The sequence below is a fragment of the Arthrobacter sp. 05L417 genome (genome assembly GCF_056397865.1).
The window spans coordinates 25,741-45,206 of the sequence record NZ_JBFTOG010000022.1 but is presented as its reverse complement, the minus strand read 5'-3'; the positions used below and the strand labels follow the sequence as shown (position 1 = coordinate 45,206).

The window sequence follows — 19,466 nt, the reverse complement described above, 5'->3', positions numbered from 1 at the left end:
AGGGATTGCACCATGAAGACCAGAAACAAGATCCAGACGGCGACTGCCGGACTCGCTGTCCTGCTTGCCCTCACCGCCTGTGGCGGCGCGGCAACAGGCACCCAGGACGCGGACATCCCGAAGACGCAGAACACCCGTGACATCGGCTGAAGAAAGGATCACCGCTGGCACCGGCCCTGCAGAAGGCGATCCAGTCCGTGCTGGAATCCCCGGAATACAAGAAGTCCCTGGAGTACTGGGGCCTAGGCGAATCAGCCATCACCGACGCCACGATCCTCTAGGACCAGTGGGGCGCGCCGACGCCCGAATTGACCCGTACGCCCCGGCAGTTTGTTGCCCTGCCGGGGCGTACTGGCCGTCGGCCCGAACCAGCGATCGCCGACGAACGCGCAACGAAAGAAAACCAATAACCCCATCAACGAATACCGGACAGCCCCTCTCGTCCCGGTTTAGGTCTGAACACTCACTAAGGTTGGGCTATGGGCAGCATCCCCACGGCACGCGACTACACTAAGGCTTCTGTCCTTGATGCGGTCCTTTCAGAGGCACCCTTGACGCGCACCAGGCTGATCGAATTGACGCGTTTGAGTCAGGCGACGGTGTCCCGGAAGGTGGATGAGCTCCTTTTTGACGGTTTCCTCGTTGAGCAGGGAGTCGATGCCGTTGCGCGGCGCGGACGGCCCTCCACGTATCTGGATGTCCCCGGCACGGCGGGGCACATTGTCGGTATCTCTTTCGGGACGCGAACCACGTGCGTCCTCGTAACTGACCTGAGAGGCCGCGAGATCAGGCACATCATTGTTCCCAGCCTCGAGGGGGGCGATGTTGGAACCACTGCCGAGTGGCTGGTGGACTTGATTGTAGAGACCACTGATTCCGCAGAGGGACCATTGCGCCAAATCGTCGCCGCACTGCCCGGCCCTGTCCTGCATACCAACTCGACCGGGACACCAGAATCAAGGAAGATTTTCCTGGCTTCACGTCTCCAGAGTGCCATTGAAGAACGGTTGAAGGCTCCCGTGACCGTTGAGAGCGATGCTAACGCATCCTTACGGGGGATCCTGAAGGATGATGCGAGCATAGGAAATGCTGCTTTGTTCATGCTCAGTACGGTGCTGAGCTTCGCTGGTTGTACTGATCATGAGATCGCCAAAGGGCGGACCCCCACTTTCGGTGATCTGGGTGGTGTTCTCTTCTCCGGCGTTGGCAACGAGACCCTCGACGGGCTATTGAGCACGACGGGCATCCTCCAATTCGCCCAAGGACGGGGACTGGACCTGGAAGGCATCGAAGCCCTGTGGTCACAGCCGCAGGAAATGGCGTCCCGCGCGGAAGTGGTGGAGGCATTTACGACGGCGATCGTGACCGCAGTCGGTGCCGTTGCCGTTACGCTGGACCCGGAGTCCGTCTATTTTGTGGGTCGCCTGAGTCCGCTCGTGGACGAAGTCCTTCCCGAGGCGCGCAGGCGACTGGCACAAAGCCTTCCCGCCGTCCCGGAGATCAGGGTCGTGCCCCAAGTGATCGGACTATCGGTGGCCCGGGGAGCGGCGCAGGCCGGACTGGCCCTGGCTCAGTCCCGGCTCCGTGAATCGATGCTCGAGGCCCGGAGCGAGGGCCAAAGCCTGTAGCAGGTGACATCTGTTGCTGCTCGTACGAGCGCTGTGGGCCCGTCATGACGACTTGCCCATGAACGAAGAACTTCGCCCCATTCTCAGACCAGCGGACAAGGTGGTCCACGACAAGTCCGTCGCGGCGGTTCATGCTCCCGTAGCCGCCACCGGCGATGTGGCCGCCAGCCCCGACAGTGGGGCAGTTCCCTGCCGGGGCGTACACGCCCCACTGCTTGTACAGCAACTGGTAGACGAGACCCAGTTGCGCGCCTGCCCCGACTTCGAACGCTTTCATCTCCGGATCCCAGTGCACCTGGTCCATCGCGGAAAGGTCAATGATCGCCTTGACGTCGCCGTTGGCAACGAAGCCTTCGTAGCAGTGCCCGCCACTGCGGGCCGAGGGGCGGAGCCCCAGGCCCAGGACGGTGCGCAGTTCCTGGGCGACTTCATCGGTGGTCGTGGGAAAGGCGATCCTTTGGGCGGCGCCTCTCCAGCGCAGGTTGGTGCCTTGCAGCAGGTCCTCGTACTGTTCCGATCCGGGGGTGATCACGCGGTACGGGGTGCGGGCTGTTCCGGAAGGCGCGGCGCTGGCGCCTGCTGCGATGCTGCTCAGGGCGAAGGCGCCTGCGAGAGCGCCCCCGGCCCCGAGGAAGGTGCGGCGGGAAGAAGTGGTGGTGCTCATGCGAACGCTCCGATCGTCATCGGCGTCCGGCGCGCGGTGGAGCCGGCTTCATACGGAAGGGTTCCGTCGGGCATGTTGATCAGTTCGAGCTGCAGACCGAACGGCGAGTCAAGGTACACCCACCGGTCCCCGGCAATCGGGCAGGGTCACCTCGTAGCCGGGCGCGGGGTGCTCGACGGGGCGCACCACCGCGTCCTCGTTGAACAGCCGCGAAATGATCCGCTCCGGCGCCGGGGTCCGCAGCAGCAGGAAGAACGTCCCTGCCGTGCCTGGGGGCGAGGTCCAGGACCGGCGTTCGGCGCCGGCATAGTCGAACAGTTCGAGGTTGGTTCCGAGCACGTTCAGGGCGGCAACACGCAACGTGCAGCTGCCGCGCGCACCGAGCTTGGCGGCCATCCACCCGGGTTCAGGGTCCCGGATCGGGCCCTCGATATAGCAGAGGCCGGCGCCGAGCGCGTTCCTCAGGTCGTGGATCGCATCCTCCAGCGATCCGACGGTCAGACCGAAATGGTCAATGCCGCGTGTGCGGGCACGGTTCATCATTCCCCCTATGTTTTTCGTGCAATTGGCGCCGTTGTGAGGCGGGCGCCCGCCGGATAGTGCGGGTGGTTGTCTTATAGATTGGTTCCGCCCGTGGCGTCGACGGTCTGTCCGGTGACCCAGCGGCCGTCGTCGGAGGCGAGGAACGCGACGATGCTCGCGATGTCCTCGGGCTGGCCGACACGGCCGAGTGCAGTGCTCGCGGACACGCCGTCGATGGCGTCCTGGTTGCCGCGCAGCCAGGACGCGTTGATGTCGGTGTCCACGACGCCCGGGGCCACGGCGTTGACGGTGATCCCGCGGGGTCCGAGGTGTTTGGCGAGGGTCAGGGTGAAGGCGTCGATGGCGCCCTTGGTCAGGGAGTAGCCGATGATTTCCGGGAACGCGATGCGGGTCACGCCCGAGGAGATGTTCACGATCCGGCCGCCGTCGACGATCCGCGGGAGGGCTTCCTTGACGATGAAGTACGGGGCGTTGACGTTCACGGCCTGCTGGGAGAGGAAATCCTCGCGGCTGAAGTCTTCAATCGCTCCGCGGAGGGTGACCCCGGCGTTGTTGACCAGGACCTTCAGGCGCCGGCCGATTATTCCCGCCTCTGCCGCGGCCTTGTCGAAGGAGGCCCAGAAGTCCTCCGCCGCGGTGCCGGCAGCGAGATCGGCGCGGAAAGCGAACGCCTTGCCCCCGGCGTCCTCGATGGCAGCTACCGCGGCGTCCGCGGCTTCGACGTCGCGCCCGTAGTGGATCCCGACCGTGAAGCCGTCGGCGGCGAGGCGGGAAGCAATCGCGGCACCGATTCCACGGCTGGCACCTGTCACAACAGCAATCTGGTCTTTGTTAGTTTCGCTCATGAGTGAGATGATTACATACGTGTAGCGATCACTACAAGAATTATTTCGCCCCCGGAGCTGTGAAGCTCGCCACATGCCCGCGGCGGCGGCCGGGGAGGCTGCAAGTATTGAACGGACGAAAGGGGGCGTCTGAAAACAACAGGCAAACGGAAGGACAACGATGTCAGGCAAAGCAGGTCAAGGGCGCAAATTCAATGTCGAGGATGCTTTGGAAGCGGCCACGCTGGTCTTCTGGGACCATGGATACGAAGGCGCGTCCCTCGCGGAACTGACCCACGCCATGGGCATCAACCCGCCCAGCCTGTACAAGGCTTTCGGGTCCAAGGAAGATCTGTTCTTTTCCGTCGTCGACCATTACAACGCCACCCACGGCAATTTCATGTCGATCGCCTTCGCGGAAGAAGCCACCGGTTTGGAGCTCATGCGCCGACTGCTGCTCGAAGCGGCCGACCATTACGCCTCGACCTCGTACCCGGGAGGCTGCCTGGTCATCAGCGCCGCCGTGACCGTGACCTCCGCCAACCGCCACGTCGCAGACCGCCTCGCCAAAATGCGCAACGACAACATCGCCGCCATGGCCGAAGCCCTTACCCGCGACCTGGACGCAGGGCTCATCCCGCAAAACACCGACACCAAAGCCATGGCCGCCTTTGTGGGGGCAACACTGCAAGGCATGAGCCAGCAAGCCCGCGACGGCGCCACCAAGGAAGACCTCACCCGCATCGCGGACTATGCCATCACCGCGATCGGCGCATAGCTCGGTTCAGCTTCCGGGCCGCGGAAAAATCCGGTTCATTCCGGGCCGTTGAACAGGCTGGGGGACTACGTTTCGATCGCCGTCCTCAGCCGTGCGTGCTGTTCGCCGGCACCTCGGCCCGGCGCCGCGGGGCACGTGACCGCGCCATGAATCGTGACCTGCTTCCCCGGATCAACGAAACGTACACAGCCCCGACACTCAATGCCACTAGCAGGGCAACGAAAATTCCGGTCCCCGGATCGGCGGAAAGAAGGCGCGGAATGCTTCGACTCGGGACACCGACGGCAAATCCGAAGGCGATGAGAGTTCCGATATAGCTACCGATCATGTTGCCTCGGTGTGCTCCGATGTTGCCTTTGATGGCTACGACAAGACCCAGGGTCACTGTCACCAGCGTGAAGGCCGAGAGTGCATGGAGCCAGGTGAAATGCCCCTCGCTGACAATCCAGAAGCTGCTCAGACACACGTAGTACATGGCAGAAATCCACAAGTACCCCATGATCCGGTGCACGCGGTCCCTGCGAGGCCGCAGGATCTGGACCGGGCCGATCGCAACTACATACAGTGCCGCAACAAGATGGCTGATCACCAGCACACTCAGATTCCCCATGACCCTAGGATAGGGGCACGATCTTACCGATCCAGTCCACCCCCAAGGCGGTCACGGAATGTGACGGTGGTCCCCAAGTTGTCTGCGAAATGCCGCGTGATGAGCTCAAAAGCGTTTCCTTCCGGAACTCGTCGAGAATCCGGGCCCGGCCCAGGTCCAGGCCGTCGTTCATCTCGAAGTCGTAGAGCCAGTACCTTGCGAGCAGAACGCTCGTGTGGCACGCCTCGTCATCGGACGCGCTCTCCAGGTCGATCGCATCAATGCGCAGCTTACGGCAGATAACCGTGCCAGCCCTAACAGGGCTTCGTTAGTTGTTGGCGGGCCTACGCCGGCCTCCGTAATTTGCCCATGGAGCCCTGGAACTCGCTGCGAACTAACAGCGCCGGACAAACCTACGTGCGGTGATCGGTCCTTGGTTGGCAGTGCGGGGGCCTTCGCAGCGGACGCCCCCGGTGCCAGTCTAGGCGCGGTGCGGGGAGCCGAGTTCGACGGGTTCTTCGTCGCTGAGGTATGCGGCTTCGGAGTGGGCCGCGATGTCGATTCCGCGTAGTTCGTCGGCCTCGTGGATGCGCAGGCCCATCGTGACGTTGAGGACTTTCGCGATGATCCAGGTGACGATAAAGGAGTACCCGAGCACGGCCAGGGTTGCCACCGTCTGGATGCCGAGCAGGCCGAAACCTCCGCCGTAGAAGAGTCCGTTGACCTTGTTCGGGGCGGCGTCCGTTGCGAAGAACCCGATGAGCAGCGTTCCGAGGATGCCGCCGACCAGGTGGACGCCGACGACGTCGAGTGAATCGTCGAAGCCCATGCGGAACTTCAGTTCGATGGCCAGGGAGCAGACGGCGCCGGCGATCACGCCGATGGCGAGGGCACCGAGAGGGCTGACGGCCCCGCACGCGGGGGTGATGGCGACAAGCGCGGAGATCAGGCCGGAGGCGGCGCCCATGCTGCTGGCGCTGCCCAGCCGGATGCGTTCCACGAGGGCCCAGGCCAGGAGGCCCGCACAAGCGGCGACGGCGGTATTAAGGAACACCACGGAGGCTGACTGCCCGGCCGTGAGCGCCGAGCCTGCGTTGAAGCCGAACCAGCCGGCCCACAGGAGTCCTGCGCCGACCAGTACCAGCGGCCTGCTGTGGGGTTTGGTGTGTTCGCTCTTGGGCCAGCCGGCGCTGCGTCCCAGGACCAGTGCGAGTGCCAGGGCTGCGATTCCTGCGTTCATGTGCACGGCCGTTCCGCCGGCGAAGTCGATGGCTTTGAGGTTGTTCACGATCCAGCCGCCGGTCACCGACCCATCGGCCGAGGTGAAGGCGAATACCCAGTGTGCGACAGGGAAATAGACAAGGGTTGCCCATAGGGCGGCGAAGGTCATCCAGGCACCGAATTTCATTCTTCCTGCCGCCGCTCCGGCGATGATTGCCGTCGTGGTTCCGGCGAAAAACAACTGGAAGGCAGCGAACAGGGCGGCAGGTATCGCAGCGTTCGGGTCCTCGGACAGCAATTGCTCCATCCCGAAGTATTCCGTGATGTTGCCGATGAGGCCGGCACCGCCGACGGAGTTGCCGAAGACCATCGAGTAGCCGAATACGGCCCACAGCACAGCCACGATGCTCATTCCGCCGAAGCACATCATCATCATGTTCAGGATCCTTCGCGACCCGACCATGCCGCCGTAGAAGAGGGCAAGGCCGGGAATCATGATGCATAACAGCGCGCTCGCGGCGAGGATCCAGGCGGTATCTCCAGAATTCATGGGACTCCAATCAGAAGGGGTTGGGGTCTGACGGTGATGAGCGCAAGGCCACGCACAAAGTAACCGTGAGGTGAAACCATGATTCATGACAGTGAACGATTGCGGGTTTCGCATGCGTTACGTTTCCGTTGCAATCGCCGGCCGATCGCGACGTGAGGATTTAACGTTCCGAGCGCACGGCTGTAACACCACCTTGACTAATGTTGTTCAACGGCGTGTCCCCTTAGGTAACACCAATTCCCGAACGATCACGGATCGCCCGGACTGTAGTTCGCGGGCGGCAGTGAGGCCTGCAAAGCCAGTTCCGATGATAACGACGTCGGTTTGTTCGGTCGGGGCGCTGGGATCCAGCGGTGCGTCGGTGCAGGGGGCGGGCTGAAGGCACTGATCCACCCGGAACCGTGTTATCCGCGGCAGGCGTTGCATCCTCGCGTGCCTTTCCGAGCGGCTCTTGTGTTTCTCATGCAGTTGGCACGCCCGCAGCAATGGCTATCCCCAGGAACGGGCGCTCTGCGGTATGGGGGAGGGCAGCCCGCATCTCCTCGCGATCCCTTTTGGCGGACGATGTTGCCCAGGAACCCGAGGCCGCGCTCACTTATGGGGCCGTGCCGCGAATATTCTCGCGCGTCCAGGATGTACTCGGCTCGAACTGGGCCTCGCACAATCTGCAACCATAGCGCGGTCGACCCGATATTCGGCTGGGTATATCTCCATTGTCAGTGATACCGGTGTCTTTCCGCGACACTTACGGATGGAATTTGCTGGAATGCGGCTAACTTTGATGTAGATTCTATTCATGGATTCCCTGTCGCATCGGACTGCAAGCCTCATGGATGTTGCGCGCCTCGCCGGCGTTTCACGTTCGACGGCGGCGCGGGCGTTGGGCGGGTATGGATCCGTCAGCAGCGAGCTTGTCGCGATGGTGGTCGCTGCCGCGGAAACCCTGGGATACCGCGGAAATGCCCTTGCCCGGAGTGTTAGCTCAGGGCGGTCCCACACCATCGGCGTGGTTGTCAGCGACATCGAGAATCCATATTTTGCCCGGGCAGTCAGGGGTATCGCGGACAAAGCCAAAGAATCCGGGTTCGACGTGATCCTTGCCAACACGGATGAGAACGTCGAGGCGGAAAGGGCTGCGGTTCAGGTCTTCCTCGACAAGAGGGTGGACGGATTGGTGGTTGCTTCCGCGACGCGGAGCGATTCAGCACACTTGCTTGATGTTGTCAGGATGGAAAGGCCCCTGGTTCTTTTTGACCGGCGGCCGGACGATGTCGTTGCGGACCGGGTGGGGACGGATTCATACGCTGACGCCCGCAAGGTTCTGGCTCATCTGGCGGAGCATGGTCACCGAAGGATTGCTTTCGTCTCGGCGACCACCAAGACGCCGGCTGAACTGGAAGCAGGGCACCCGTTGCCTATTTCGACCATTGCGGACCGCGTGCGTGCCATCAAGGACGAGTCCGCCGAGACCGGCCTTGAGTACCAGTTCATTTCGGGAGTCGTGAGCCCTGAATTCACCCATGCCGCCGTAACTGAGCTGCTGCGCTCTCCTGGCCGCCCCAGTGCCCTGATTATGTCTTATAGCCGCCTGGCCCTCCCTGCCTTTCAAGCCATCAAGGCGCTAGGGCTCCGGGTTCCGGATGATGTGTCCTTGGTTTGCCTGGATGACACCGACTGGATGACCGTCAGTGCGCCTCCCGTCTCCGCCGTGCACGTCCCGTCTTACGAACTGGGCGTTCGTGCCGCGGAGATCCTGCTTGCCAGAATTGCCGGTGGCGGGCCCGAATCAACAGATCACCTTCTTCCCACTGAGTTCGTGGAACGCGAATCAGTGGGACACCTCAGCCTCGCTACTCCGTAATCTCCGCGCTCTGGCAGCAGCGGTAGCCAGTGCCCTGGCCGGCCGCTCGCGACCGCAGGGCGCGCCTTCCAACCGTGCCTGCCGGGCGCTGCGCTTGCCTTGAATCCTGCCCCAATGCGCCGGCGTCGATGTAGCAAATCAAAAAACTATTGATGAAGATACCGGTGTCCTGTACGGTTCGTCAGAAGAGACACCGGTCTCTCCGAGAAGAATGATACCGGTGTCTCAGATGGTGATGACGCATGTTTCAAACGTGAACATGCTCTGTAAATTGCATGTTTAAATCTCAGAAATATCTCAAATTTCATTGACCTCACTGGTTTACTAAAGAAATACTTTAGTTGCACCCAAGGTGACGTAGCTCACCGGATGCACCCCACCAGTGGTAAGACGCCGATAGATCTAGGAGTTTCATTCATGACAGGACAGACCAAGCTGTGGGGCGGCAGGTTCGCCGGCACGTCGAGTCCGGAGCTGTCCCGCTTGTCCCGCTCGGACCCTCGCTACTTTGCTTTGGCCCCTTATGACCTTCATGGTTCCCGGGCCCACGTCCGTGAGTTGAACCGGGTGGGACTCATCAACGACGACGAGCTGCCCGGCTTCCTCTCCACGATCGACGAGGTGGCGCATGATGTTGCGCAGGGAAAGGCAGTTCCACAGCAGGGCGACGAAGATGTCCACACCTTCTTGGAGCGCCTCTTGATCGAGCGCATGGGACCCGTTGGCGGCAAGATCCGGGCAGGCCGGTCCCGCAATGACCAAGCAGCCAACGATCTTCGCCTATACATGCGGGACAAGGTCCGCGAGGTCAGCGCCCTCGTGCTGGAGCTGGCCGAAGCATTGGCGGGGCAGGCCGAGCAGCACCTTCGCACCCCGGTGCCGGGATTCACCCACCTCCAGTCGGCCCAGCCTGTGGTCTTCGGCCACCAGCTTCTGGCCCACGCCCAGCCGCTGCTGCGGGATTTGCACCGCTTCCAGGATTGGGACCGCCGATCAGCTGTTTCCCCGCTCGGCGCAGCAGCTCTTGCCGGTTCGACTTTCGCGCTCCACCCCGAGCTTGCCGCCCGGGAGCAGGGGTACGAAACGAGCGCCGAGAACTCGATCGACGCCGTCGGAAGCAGGGATGCGGCAATCGAATTCCTGTTCGTCTGCTCCCTGACTTTGATCGACATCTCCCGTCTGTGTGAAGAAATCATCTCCTGGGCATCCCAGCAATTCGGCTGGATCCGCATGGATGACGCCTACTGCACGGGCAGCTCGATCATGCCGCAGAAGAAGAACCCCGACATCGCCGAAATTGCCCGGGGGAAGTCAGGCCGGGTTCTTGGCGACCTCATGGGCCTCATGGCCAGCGTCAAGTCGCTTCCCCTGGCTTACAACCGGGACCTCGCGGAAGACAAAAACGCCGTCTTCGACGCGGTGGACACCCTGGAGGTGGCGCTTCCGGCCCTCAGCGGGCTGGTGCGCACCTTCACGGTCAACGTCGAGGTCACCACAAAGCAGGCGACGGCCGGGTTCACCCTCGCCACTGAGGTCGCCGATTGGCTTGCCAAGCAGGACATCCCGTTCAGTGAGGCGCATGAGATTTCGGGGGCCTTGGTCCGTTTTTGCGAAACGAACGGATTGGACTACGGGGATCTCAGCACTGAACAGCTCGTATCCGTGGACCCCCGCCTCACACCCGAAGTGAAATCGGTCCTCACCATCGAAGCCGCACTCGAGGCACATTCCGGGTTCGGTGGAACCGCACCGCATCGCGTTGCGGAACAGCTCACCCGCCTGCGGGCGAACCTTGACCAGGTGAAGAGCTGGACCGGCGACTATCAAGGGCTTCGGGTCACGCCGGAAGACCAAGGCTAGAAAGGTGGTCCGTGCCGTGACCATACTCTCAGCCGCACATCGATCCCTAACCTAGGAACAGCCAGGAACAGCTATGAATACTCAAATCGAGCCGCGCGTCGCGAGCGACGTGCCAGAGCTGAAAATTGTCCCGCGCCGCCACATAGGCCGCTGGGCCGGCGCGGCCTTCGTCGTGTTGCTGCTGGTCTGGCTGGGAATCTCCTTTTCCCGCGCGCAGATCGACTGGCCCACCGTCCAGGAATACCTGACCGTCCCGGTGCTCATCCAAGGAATTGGCGTTGCGATCATCCTGACGGTCGTCGCGATGGTCATTGGCGTTGCCTTGGGCGTTATCACGGCCGTCATGAGGCTGTCCAAGAACCCGGTGGTGTCAGGGGTGGCCTGGCTGTACATCTGGGTTTTCCGCGGAACCCCGGTCTACCTGCAACTACTCATGTGGTTCAACTTGGCCCTCATCTTCCCGTATATCGGGATCCCGGGGGTGTTCCAGGGAAGGATGATCGACCTCCTGACGCCGTTCGTGGCGGCCTCGATCGGCCTCGGCCTCAACCAGGGCGCCTACACCTCCGAGGTGGTCCGCGGCGGCATCCTGTCCGTCGACGAAGGGCAGACCGAAGCTGCCCAGGCAATCGGCATGACCCGGCTACAGGCAATGCGGAAAATCGTCCTGCCGCAGGCCATGCGGGTCATCATCCCGCCGCTCGGCAACGAGGTGATCGGCATGCTCAAGACCACCTCGCTCGCATCGGCCATCGGTGTGAGCGAAATCCTCTCCGAAGCCCAGCACATCTACTACGTGAACAACCGAATCATGGAACTCCTGATCGTGTGCGCCGTCTGGTACCTGGGAGCGGTGTCGCTCCTGAGCATCGGCCAGTTCTACCTGGAGCGATTCTTCGCCAAGGGTTCTTCCAGCAAACAGCTTCCACTGACACCGCTCCAGCACCTGAAGAAATTCTTCGGCACCAACAGAAAGGCCATCCGATGAGCGACGTCCTTGTCCGGGCTGAAAACGTCCACAAGAGCTTCGGCCTCAATGAGGTCCTGAAAGGGATCAACCTCGAGGTCAGGTCCGGCGAAGTGGTCTGCCTGTTGGGCGCTTCGGGATCCGGCAAAAGCACCTTCCTGCGCTGCATCAACCACCTTGAGACACTTTCCAACGGCCGTATCTGGGTGGGTGACCGTGTGGTGGGCTACCGGCAGGACGGGAACCGCCTGTTCGAGCTTTCAGACAAGCAAGCTGCCCGGCAGAGGCAGTCCATCGGCATGGTCTTCCAGAGGTTCAACCTGTTTCCCCACCTGACCGTCCTGGAAAACATCATCGAAGGCCCGGTCCTGGTCAAGAAGGAAAAACCGGCCGACGCCCGCAAATTCGCTTCCGAATTGCTGGCACGGGTCGGGCTCGCAGGCCGGGAGGCCTCCTACCCCCGGCAGCTCTCCGGAGGCCAGCAGCAGCGCGTGGCAATCGCCCGGGCGCTGGCCATGAGGCCGGAACTGATTCTTTTCGATGAGCCGACCTCGGCATTGGACCCCGAGCTCGTGGGCGAAGTCCTCGATGTCATGAAGGACCTCGCCCTCTCGGGCCTCACCATGATCGTGGTGACCCACGAAATCGGCTTCGCCAAGGAAGTCGCTGACCGCGTGGCCTTCATGCACAACGGACAGATCGTCGAGATGGGGCCGCCGTCGGAAGTCATCGGAAACCCCCAACACGAACGCACGCAGGCTTTCCTGTCACGTGTCCTCTAGCCGCTTTACCCCCATCGCATCCCGCCCCCTCACAACAAACGGAGCCAACATGAAGCACCTCAAGACTGCTGCCCGCCTCGCCGCGCTGGCCGCCGCCGCAACCCTCGGCCTGACCGCCTGCGTGGGCGGACCGGTTGCCGCCCCTTCCGCATCCGCCCCTGCCGGTCTCCCACAGGAAATCAAGGATGCCGGAAAGCTGCGCATCGGGCTCTCTCCCGATTTCCCCCCGATGGAGTTCCGGGACAATGACAAGAACCTGGCAGGCCTCGACATCGAGCTCCAGCAGAAGCTCGGCGAAGCGCTCGGCGTGAAGGTCGAGGTAGTGGAATCGCCGTTCGACCAGCTGATCAACTCGGCCCAGACCGGCCGCGTCGATGTGGTCATGTCCGGCATCTCGGACACCATGGAGCGCCAGAAGACCGCGGACTTCGTGGACTACTTCAAGTCCCAGGGCCGCCTTTACACGTCGGGAAGCCGGGCCGGCGAGTTCACCAAACAGCAGGACGCTTGCGGCAAGAAGCTGGCTGTGAGCGGAAAGACCGACTACTTCGAGCAGGTCAAGGCCTTGAGCAAGACACTCTGCACGGACAAGGGCCTGCCGGAGATCAGCATCCTTCCCACGGACTCCGGGGCAGCCGCACGCTTGCAGATCGATCAGGGACGCGTGGACCTGGCCGTCCAGGGCGCCGAGAACCTCGCGTACTTCGACAAGACCGAGCCCGGGAAATACAAGGCAGTGCTTGATTCCCTTCCGGCCAAGCCGTTCGGAATCCTCGCCAAGAAGGGCAACACCCAACTCGTGAACGCCATCCAGGACGCCCTCAACAAGGTCAAGGCCAGCGGCGACTACCAGAAGATCCTGGACAAGTGGGGCCTCGGCTACGGCTCGATGACCCCGGAAGTCAACGGCGTCAAGTCTTGATCCGGTTGAACAACCAAGCGGGAGCGGCGGTGTGGCCCGCAAGCAAGCGGGCCGCCGTCGCCCTCGCTTTCGATCTGGACGGTCCCACGGGGGACGCCATGCTCAAGGGCACCATTTGGGACCGTCCCGAGTATTTCACCCAAGGCGCTTACGGCCCTTGGCGCGCCTTGGACCGCATCCTCGGGCTCCTTGAGCGGCACTCCTTCCCGGCAACGTTCTTCACCCCTGCATGGGTGGTGGAGACCTGGCCGGAACAATGCCGTCGGATCGTGGAGCAGGGACACGAGGTGGCGCACCATGGCTACCGGCACGAGAAATACTGGGACCTCAGCACGGAACAGCAGCGCGAGGTCATCGAAACCAGCCAGCGGATCTTCCACAACGTCCTGGGAACCACGGCCGTCGGTTTCCGGACTCCGTCGGGGGACTGGCGCCCCGAGACGCCGGCGCTCCTGGAGGAACTCGGCTTCGAATACTCCAGCTCCATGCGCGGCGACGACCGGCCGTACTTCCATCCCGGCGGAGTGCTCGTGGAGATCCCGGCCCGCTCCGAAATGGACGACTACTCGTCACTCGCGTACACCACCAATCCGGACTGGCCCTCGGGCGGCGACCGAATAGCGAGTTACGAACTGACCTTGGACAACTGGATGCGCGAATTCGATGGCTACCGCTCCGAGGGTCTGTGCCTTTCGACGATCTTCCACCCCAAGGTGGTGGGCCGCCCGGGCCGTGCCGCGCTGCTGGACCGCTGGATGGAACCCATGGGCGCCCAAGACGACGTGTGGTTTGCCAGTTGCCGGGACGTGGGCCGCTGGTGGCAATCGCGGCAAGCCCCCGATCTGGAGGAGAAGGCATGATGACGACGCCGGAACAACAGTCCCCGACGCCGGAGCAACAGTCGCGCGGCCCTGCCCGTTGGCCGGACGGCAAGGAGAGCGCCTTCGTCCTCACCGTGGCGTTCGAAGCCGAACTGTCCATCCTCTCGGCGGCCCCGGACGCCGTCGACCGCGCCAAAAGCCTTTCCGTGGGGCAATATGGCGCGACACGCGGCGTCGATCGCTTGCTCGCGGAGCTTGAGCGCAGCGGCACGCGGGCCAGCTGGTTCGTCCCCGGGCGCAACCTGGAGGCCTATCCGAGGCAGCTCGAAGCGGTGGTGGCGGCAGGCCACGAACTCGCCAACATGGGCTGGGCGTTGGAGGATTTCGGCAGCCTGGACCTCACCGGGCAGCTGGAATCGATCCTCAGGGCACAGGAGGCTTTCCATGACCGACTCGGCTTCCGGCCGGAGGGTTTCCGGGTTGGTCGAGGATCGTATGCCCATGGCCTGCCCGCGGCACTGGCAGACCACAGCTTCAGCTGGTCCTCCTCGTGGCATGGCGACGACATTCCGCATTTCCACGCAGGGGACGCGCGCCGACTGGTAGAGATCCCCAGGCACCACGAACTGGACGATTTCCCCTATTTCGTCTTCAACCTTGACCCGCCGATTCCCAAGGGCAGCCCGCGCATCGCCTCCACCCGGGAAGTACTGCGAAATTGGATCATCGAATTCGAGGCCTACCGTACCGAGGGTCTTTGCTTCGTGCTCACCGTCCACCCGGAGATCATCGCGACCCCGGGCCGAATCGGGATGCTGCGCGAATTCATGGACCATGTAAACCGCTACGAGAACGTCTGGGTTGCCACGGGCAGCGAGGTCGCGGCATGGTGGCGCGACCACGGCGAACCGAATTCAGCCGGCCATCCCGCGGAAATCTTCCACACCATCACCACGTCAGGCAAAGGCAAATGAACCATTCCCGGAGAGCTTCCGAGATCTTTTCAGACTTCATCACCTCGCTCGGCTTCCAGGACATCCCGGACAGCGTGAAGCATCGGGCGAGGCTCCACATCCTGGATACGCTCGGCGCCGGGATCGCGGGGGCTGCTTCCCGGGAAGTCGCCATCAGCCGTTCGGCGCTCATGGCCGGGTATGGCCTGGCGGATGAGGCCCAGGCAAGCGGTGGCTTGCCCGGTCGCGCCGACAGACCGAAGGCTGTGCCGCTCTGGGGAGCTCCGGCCGTGGCCCCGCCGCTTGCCGCCGCCTTCATCAATGGCGTCGCGAGCCACGCCTTTGAGCTGGACGATTCCGGCGGCTGCGATCATTCCGGGGCTGTTGTCCTCCCTGCAGCCCTCGCCGCTGCCGCCATGCGTGACGAGCCGGTGCCAGGCGCGCAACTCATGCACGCGGTGGTGGCCGGATACGAGCTCGCCCGCAGGGTCCAGGACGCTTTGGGCGGGTACGACGCCGTCAATAACCTTGGATGGCACTCCACCGGCGTTTGCGGTACTTTCGGCGCTGCCGTGGCCGCGGGCATCATCCTCGGACTCGATTCTAGGCAGATGGCATCAGCCATCGGGCTGGCCGGTTCCTTCACGGGCGGAACTTGGGCGTTCATCGGAGATGGTGCCATGTCCAAGCGCATGCACGTGGGCCGGGCCGCCGAGGCCGGACTTAACAGCGCCCTGTTGGCTCGGGGCGGCTTCACCGGTCCCGCTGACCTCTTCTCCGCGCCCTGGGGCAGCTTCCTGAAGATCTACGGCGGAAGCTCAGGTGTGTCCACGGACGAGTCGGCAATTCATGCCACCTTGGGCAAGGAGTGGCAGATCGACAAGGCTTCCATCAAGCCGTACGCCAGCTGCCGCAGCACGCATTCCGCCATTGACGCCGCCCTGGAACTCCAACGGAAACACGGCTTCACTACGGAGGACATTCGCGGCATCACGGTCCGGACCAGCTCCCTGATCATGGACATGTGCGGCAAAGCGGACGTGTCCTCCCTGGTATCGGCACAGCTCAGCATGCACTTTGCCGTGGCCACGGCCCTGCTCCGCGGCGGCGTCGGGCTGGACGACATCACTGAACAAGGCAGGACAGATCCCCGCGTCAGCGCGCTGATGGGACTAATTTCGCTGGAACTGGATCCGGCCCAGCAGGGCGGATCCGCCGAACCATACCTTACCGTCTGCACCGCCGACGGCGACTACTCGCTCCAGGCTGTTCGGGCGCGCGGAGCGTCCACCAACAGGCTCAGCGACGAGGAAACCATCGGGAAGTTCATGTCCCTGGCCGGTGCGCGCCTCGCGCCGGATGACGCCGTCGAACTCGTCAATCTGGTCACTCGGCTGGAGGACGTTCCGGACATCGCGCGCGTGCAACAACTGCTGAGCGCCTCCCGCGAGGCGAGCGTCATCAGCTAGCTACGGCCCAGAAACGCCAGCCGCTGCTTCGGCTTCGGCCCGAGAGGTCACCGTGACGGAGGCGGCCGGAAAGCAGCCTGGGCTTGCACCCGGCTAAGGAGGGCGCAAGGGATCACGCTGCGTGCGCAGGCCATGAAGACCGAGGCACTCCTCGCGTCCGTAGCCAGGTTCCGTCCGTTCATCGACGGCAACAGAGGTACTGCATGGACGCTCATGGTCCAGCTGCTGTGGAGCAACCGCCACCGGCACGACTTCAACCCCGACGAGGGGTTCGCCTTGGTCGTGGGTGTGGCCGCTGATGACATTGACTTGCAGGGCAGCGCCGTCCTGATCGAGCAACATTTGATTCGACGGTAGGTCCCGTGAGTGGGATCCCAAGCTGATCGTCGGAACTCCTTGACGTGCGGTAGGTGGGGGAATCTGCAGGGGTGAGATTTGGGGTGCGTACAACATACACACTTTGTCCATCGGACTGGGCCGTACCGGTGCCGGATTGGCCCGTACTGGCTATGTTTTCGGGAGTTCCCAGTGTTTCCGTGGCCCGGAATGCGGTTCGAGTCCCACCTCGGGCACAGTGTTTCCGCTCGTCAGAGGGGTTTTTGCTTTAACGTGTGTACAAAGCTTGTAGTGGCGTCCCTCTGACGCTTGGTTGGCGGGCCGGTGGCTGGCTGCCGCGGTGGCCTATGAAGGTGTTTGGGGTGGCGGGTTCAGGGTCCCGGCTGGACCCCAAACACCCATTCTCGGGATGGATTGAGAGGTTCGGATGTAGTGCTTCTCCGATGAACGCTTGCCCGTTTGGTGCAGCACATTTGTTCTGTCGCTTCCGTCCGGCTGACGATGGAGAGTTCCACAGATCCGCGCGCTCTGTGATGTCCCGCCAGACGAGGCCATCCGGTTGAAGCCGGACGGAGGACGCGGGCGCCAGTGTCACGCCGAGACCGCACTTGACCATCGCGAGTTGGGAATTGATCGAGTTGGCATAGTGCTGCGCGTTGGGGCTGAAGCCCGCCTGTCTGCATGCCGCAACGAGTTCGACGTGATATTCCGGCGAGATCGACCGGGGGAGCCAGACCCAGGAGTCGCCCCGGAAATCGGACAGACCGCCTTTTCTTCGGCAAGCGGGTGGTCCTTGGGGGATGGCAATGGCCAACGTGGTCCCGGACCACGATGCTTATGCCTTGAGGCTTTTCTCCACGATGGGCAGGCACTCATTGCGGCTGTGTTCGACATGCGCGAAGGCGAGGGCTGCGGCGAGCTCGGAGTGTCCTTCGGTGATCGCCTGCACGATGGCGCTGTGCTCGTGGTGTTGCACGAGTTGGTCGCGGTCGGAGGCCACATGGAAGAGCCGGCGGACCTGGCCGTTCACTGGCGACATGAGCCTTCTGAGGAGATGGCTGCCGCTGAGCTCAAGGATCTCCTCGTGGATCTTCGAGTTGATATCCGCGATAAGGTTCTCGTTGTTCTCCTGCAGGGCAGCCTCCGCAGCGCCCAAGAGGTCTCTCAGCCGGCTTGCGTCGGTGCCGCCCGCGCAGGCCTGGGCCGCGAGCCGGGTGCCGAGGACTTCGAGACTTGACCGCACGTCGAACAGTTCGGTGACGGCCTGGACTGTCAGGTGGGTCACGACCGCCCCTCGCCGGGGCAGGGTCTCGATGTAGCCTTCGCTCTCGAGCTGGGGGAGTGCCTCGCGTACGGGCACTCGCGATACCTGGAGTTCGAGCGCCACATCCCGCTCGCGGATCCGCTGTCCCGGAGGGAAGGTGCCGTCGATGATCCGCTCGCGGATCCACTCGTACACGTTGCCGGCGCGCGACGTCGAGACCGCCACGTTCGTTGCCTCTGCTGTCACAAGATTCCCCTCTGGATGGCCACAACGTCTTAAGCATGCACGGAACTTTCTTGGCATGCCAATCATCTCCCAAGAGTCTTGGTTATTGCAATATTTTTCACACTTCGCACTATTTGGCATACCAAAAGTGATCTATGGTGATTGGCAACACACCTGGAAGGAGTCCCTGTGACCCTCATTCTTAACGCCTCGGACCTCGCCGCCTCGGCAGATATGGGCGCAACTATCCGAGCGATAGAGGCGAGCCTGGCAGACCAGGCGCGCGGCGCGGCCGACCAGCCCGGCCCGCTATCCATGCGGCTACCGGATACCGACGCGCGGTATCTCGTCATGGCGGCCGCATCGGCTCCGCAAGGCCTGGTCGCTTCAAAGCTGCTCTGTGACATCCCGTCCAACGCACGGGCCGGTCTCCCTAGCCAGCGTTCGTCGATCGTTCTGACCGACCGGGCCACGGGGGAGACCCTCGCGCTTCTCGACGGCCGCGTGCCAACGCGGATCCGCACGGCGGCCATGACTGCGGTCGCTTCGCGCCACCTCGCCCGGCCCGAGAGCCGCATCCTGGGCCTCGTCGGGGCCGGGGCTCTCGCCATAGCGCATGTGGAGGCGATTATGTCCGTCCTACCGATTGACACCGTTATCGTTTGGTCGCGCACTGCCGAGACTTTGGACAGGTTCCGTCGGGCTGTCGAGCCCGGCGGAACCGAGGTTATCCGGGCTGAAGGTGTTCGCGAGGTCGTGGAAATGAGCGACGTCGTCTGTACGCTCACTCCCTCGGAGTCCCCTATTGTCCTTGGGCGGTGGTTCCGTGACGGGCTGCACGTCAATGCCGTCGGGGCGCGTCCGCGCCCCGACCACCGCGAGCTCGACGCCGAGGCGATGTCCCGCTCGCGGGTCGTTGTTGACAGCCTTGAGACCGTCCTGGCCAAGTCGGGGGACCTGCTGCTGGCAGTCGACGAGGGGGCGTTGGCACTCACCGACGTCGCTGGCGAACTCGGGCAGGTGATCATCGGTTCGATTGCGGGACGGGAGGGTCCGGATCAGATGACGCTCTTCAACTCCGTTGGCATGGGGCTGCAGGACCTTGCTATCGGGAGGCTCCTCTACGACGCGGCGCTGGAGCGGGGCCTGGGCGTACATGTCAATCTCTCCGACTGAGTCCCAGATAGCATTTGGCATGCCAAAACCGAA

Annotated in this window: 20 protein-coding genes and 1 pseudogene; 13 read left to right on the top strand and 8 right to left on the bottom strand. The window is 63.1% G+C overall.

Going from position 1 to position 19,466, the window contains the following annotated elements; genetic code table 11:
* The first annotated feature begins 12 nt into the window (after positions 1-12).
* Both AC1DJW_RS16015 and AC1DJW_RS16010 read left to right on the top strand, forming a co-directional pair.
* On the top strand, positions 13-150 hold the full coding sequence (locus tag AC1DJW_RS16015) for a hypothetical protein (RefSeq protein WP_390282306.1): 138 nt from the start codon (positions 13-15) through the stop codon (positions 148-150).
* Positions 151-479: 329 nt separating this feature from the next.
* Positions 480-1,451: pseudogene (locus AC1DJW_RS16010) on the top strand (ROK family transcriptional regulator); the annotation flags it as partial.
* Positions 1,452-1,500: 49 nt separating this feature from the next.
* On the opposite strand, the gene AC1DJW_RS16005 reads toward AC1DJW_RS16010, so the two are convergent.
* The 4 genes from AC1DJW_RS16005 to AC1DJW_RS15990 all read right to left on the bottom strand — a co-directional run bounded on the left by AC1DJW_RS16005 (position 1,501) and on the right by AC1DJW_RS15990 (position 3,680).
* A complete protein-coding gene (locus AC1DJW_RS16005; RefSeq protein WP_476901854.1) occupies positions 1,501-2,292 on the bottom strand; it encodes an FAD-binding protein in 792 nt (263 codons plus the stop codon).
* Positions 2,289-2,411 (bottom strand): hypothetical protein, encoded by a 123-nt coding sequence (locus AC1DJW_RS16000; protein ID WP_459342673.1) that lies wholly within the window; start codon positions 2,409-2,411, stop codon positions 2,289-2,291. Before AC1DJW_RS16000 ends, AC1DJW_RS16005 begins: the two co-directional genes overlap by 4 nt.
* Entirely contained in the window at positions 2,401-2,835 is a 435-nt protein-coding gene (locus AC1DJW_RS15995; RefSeq protein WP_476901853.1) for a VOC family protein, read from the bottom strand. Before AC1DJW_RS15995 ends, AC1DJW_RS16000 begins: the two co-directional genes overlap by 11 nt.
* Before the next feature lie 71 nt (positions 2,836-2,906).
* Positions 2,907-3,680 carry an SDR family oxidoreductase gene (locus AC1DJW_RS15990; RefSeq protein WP_390283027.1) on the bottom strand — a complete coding sequence of 258 codons (774 nt, stop codon included), beginning with the start codon at positions 3,678-3,680 and terminating at the stop codon, positions 2,907-2,909.
* Between the two features lie 160 nt (positions 3,681-3,840).
* Between AC1DJW_RS15990 and AC1DJW_RS15985 the strand changes: the two genes are divergently transcribed.
* Entirely contained in the window at positions 3,841-4,437 is a 597-nt protein-coding gene (locus tag AC1DJW_RS15985) for a TetR/AcrR family transcriptional regulator (protein ID WP_476901852.1), read from the top strand.
* Positions 4,438-4,522: 85 nt separating this feature from the next.
* Here AC1DJW_RS15985 and AC1DJW_RS15980 read toward each other — a convergent pair whose 3' ends face one another.
* A complete protein-coding gene (locus AC1DJW_RS15980) occupies positions 4,523-5,047 on the bottom strand; it encodes a DUF2306 domain-containing protein (RefSeq protein ID WP_476901851.1) in 525 nt (174 codons plus the stop codon).
* Positions 5,048-5,507: 460 nt separating this feature from the next.
* Complete coding sequence (locus AC1DJW_RS15975) at positions 5,508-6,797, bottom strand: ammonium transporter (RefSeq protein ID WP_476901850.1); 1,290 nt, start codon at positions 6,795-6,797, stop codon at positions 5,508-5,510.
* Positions 6,798-7,593: 796 nt separating this feature from the next.
* On the opposite strand from AC1DJW_RS15975, the gene AC1DJW_RS15970 reads away from it, so the two are divergent.
* The 9 genes from AC1DJW_RS15970 (at position 7,594) to AC1DJW_RS15930 (ending at position 16,789) form a co-directional block, all read left to right on the top strand.
* Complete coding sequence (locus AC1DJW_RS15970; RefSeq protein WP_476901849.1) at positions 7,594-8,658, top strand: LacI family DNA-binding transcriptional regulator; 1,065 nt, start codon at positions 7,594-7,596, stop codon at positions 8,656-8,658.
* A 417-nt stretch (positions 8,659-9,075) separates the two neighbouring features.
* On the top strand, positions 9,076-10,518 hold the full coding sequence (gene argH / locus AC1DJW_RS15965) for an argininosuccinate lyase (RefSeq protein ID WP_476901848.1): 1,443 nt from the start codon (positions 9,076-9,078) through the stop codon (positions 10,516-10,518).
* 73 nt (positions 10,519-10,591) lie between these two features.
* Positions 10,592-11,506 carry an amino acid ABC transporter permease gene (locus tag AC1DJW_RS15960; RefSeq protein WP_390283042.1) on the top strand — a complete coding sequence of 305 codons (915 nt, stop codon included), beginning with the start codon at positions 10,592-10,594 and terminating at the stop codon, positions 11,504-11,506.
* The gene (locus AC1DJW_RS15955) at positions 11,503-12,267 is read left to right on the top strand and encodes an amino acid ABC transporter ATP-binding protein (RefSeq protein WP_459341906.1); all 765 of its coding nucleotides are present in this window, start codon (positions 11,503-11,505) and stop codon (positions 12,265-12,267) included. The genes AC1DJW_RS15960 and AC1DJW_RS15955 overlap by 4 nt, the downstream gene beginning before the upstream one ends.
* A gap of 49 nt (positions 12,268-12,316) precedes the next feature.
* Positions 12,317-13,189: an ABC transporter substrate-binding protein gene (locus tag AC1DJW_RS15950; RefSeq protein ID WP_476901847.1), complete on the top strand. Its 873-nt coding sequence runs from the start codon at positions 12,317-12,319 to the stop codon at positions 13,187-13,189.
* On the top strand, positions 13,186-14,049 hold the full coding sequence (locus AC1DJW_RS15945) for a polysaccharide deacetylase family protein (RefSeq protein WP_476901846.1): 864 nt from the start codon (positions 13,186-13,188) through the stop codon (positions 14,047-14,049). The genes AC1DJW_RS15950 and AC1DJW_RS15945 overlap by 4 nt, the downstream gene beginning before the upstream one ends.
* Entirely contained in the window at positions 14,046-14,984 is a 939-nt protein-coding gene (locus AC1DJW_RS15940; protein WP_459341905.1) for a polysaccharide deacetylase family protein, read from the top strand. Before AC1DJW_RS15945 ends, AC1DJW_RS15940 begins: the two co-directional genes overlap by 4 nt.
* Positions 14,981-16,432 carry an MmgE/PrpD family protein gene (locus AC1DJW_RS15935; RefSeq protein WP_459341904.1) on the top strand — a complete coding sequence of 484 codons (1,452 nt, stop codon included), beginning with the start codon at positions 14,981-14,983 and terminating at the stop codon, positions 16,430-16,432. The genes AC1DJW_RS15940 and AC1DJW_RS15935 overlap by 4 nt, the downstream gene beginning before the upstream one ends.
* 132 nt (positions 16,433-16,564) lie before the next feature.
* Positions 16,565-16,789 (top strand): hypothetical protein, encoded by a 225-nt coding sequence (locus AC1DJW_RS15930; protein ID WP_390283048.1) that lies wholly within the window; start codon positions 16,565-16,567, stop codon positions 16,787-16,789.
* A gap of 247 nt (positions 16,790-17,036) precedes the next feature.
* Here AC1DJW_RS15930 and AC1DJW_RS15925 read toward each other — a convergent pair whose 3' ends face one another.
* Both AC1DJW_RS15925 and AC1DJW_RS15920 read right to left on the bottom strand, forming a co-directional pair.
* Positions 17,037-17,582, bottom strand: a complete 546-nt coding sequence (locus AC1DJW_RS15925) for a LysR family substrate-binding domain-containing protein (RefSeq protein WP_476901845.1) — start codon at positions 17,580-17,582, stop codon at positions 17,037-17,039.
* A gap of 21 nt (positions 17,583-17,603) precedes the next feature.
* Positions 17,604-18,278: a GntR family transcriptional regulator gene (locus AC1DJW_RS15920; RefSeq protein ID WP_390283050.1), complete on the bottom strand. Its 675-nt coding sequence runs from the start codon at positions 18,276-18,278 to the stop codon at positions 17,604-17,606.
* Positions 18,279-18,446: 168 nt separating this feature from the next.
* On the opposite strand from AC1DJW_RS15920, the gene AC1DJW_RS15915 reads away from it, so the two are divergent.
* Entirely contained in the window at positions 18,447-19,433 is a 987-nt protein-coding gene (locus AC1DJW_RS15915; RefSeq protein ID WP_476901844.1) for an ornithine cyclodeaminase family protein, read from the top strand.
* The last annotated feature ends 33 nt before the right edge of the window (positions 19,434-19,466 follow it).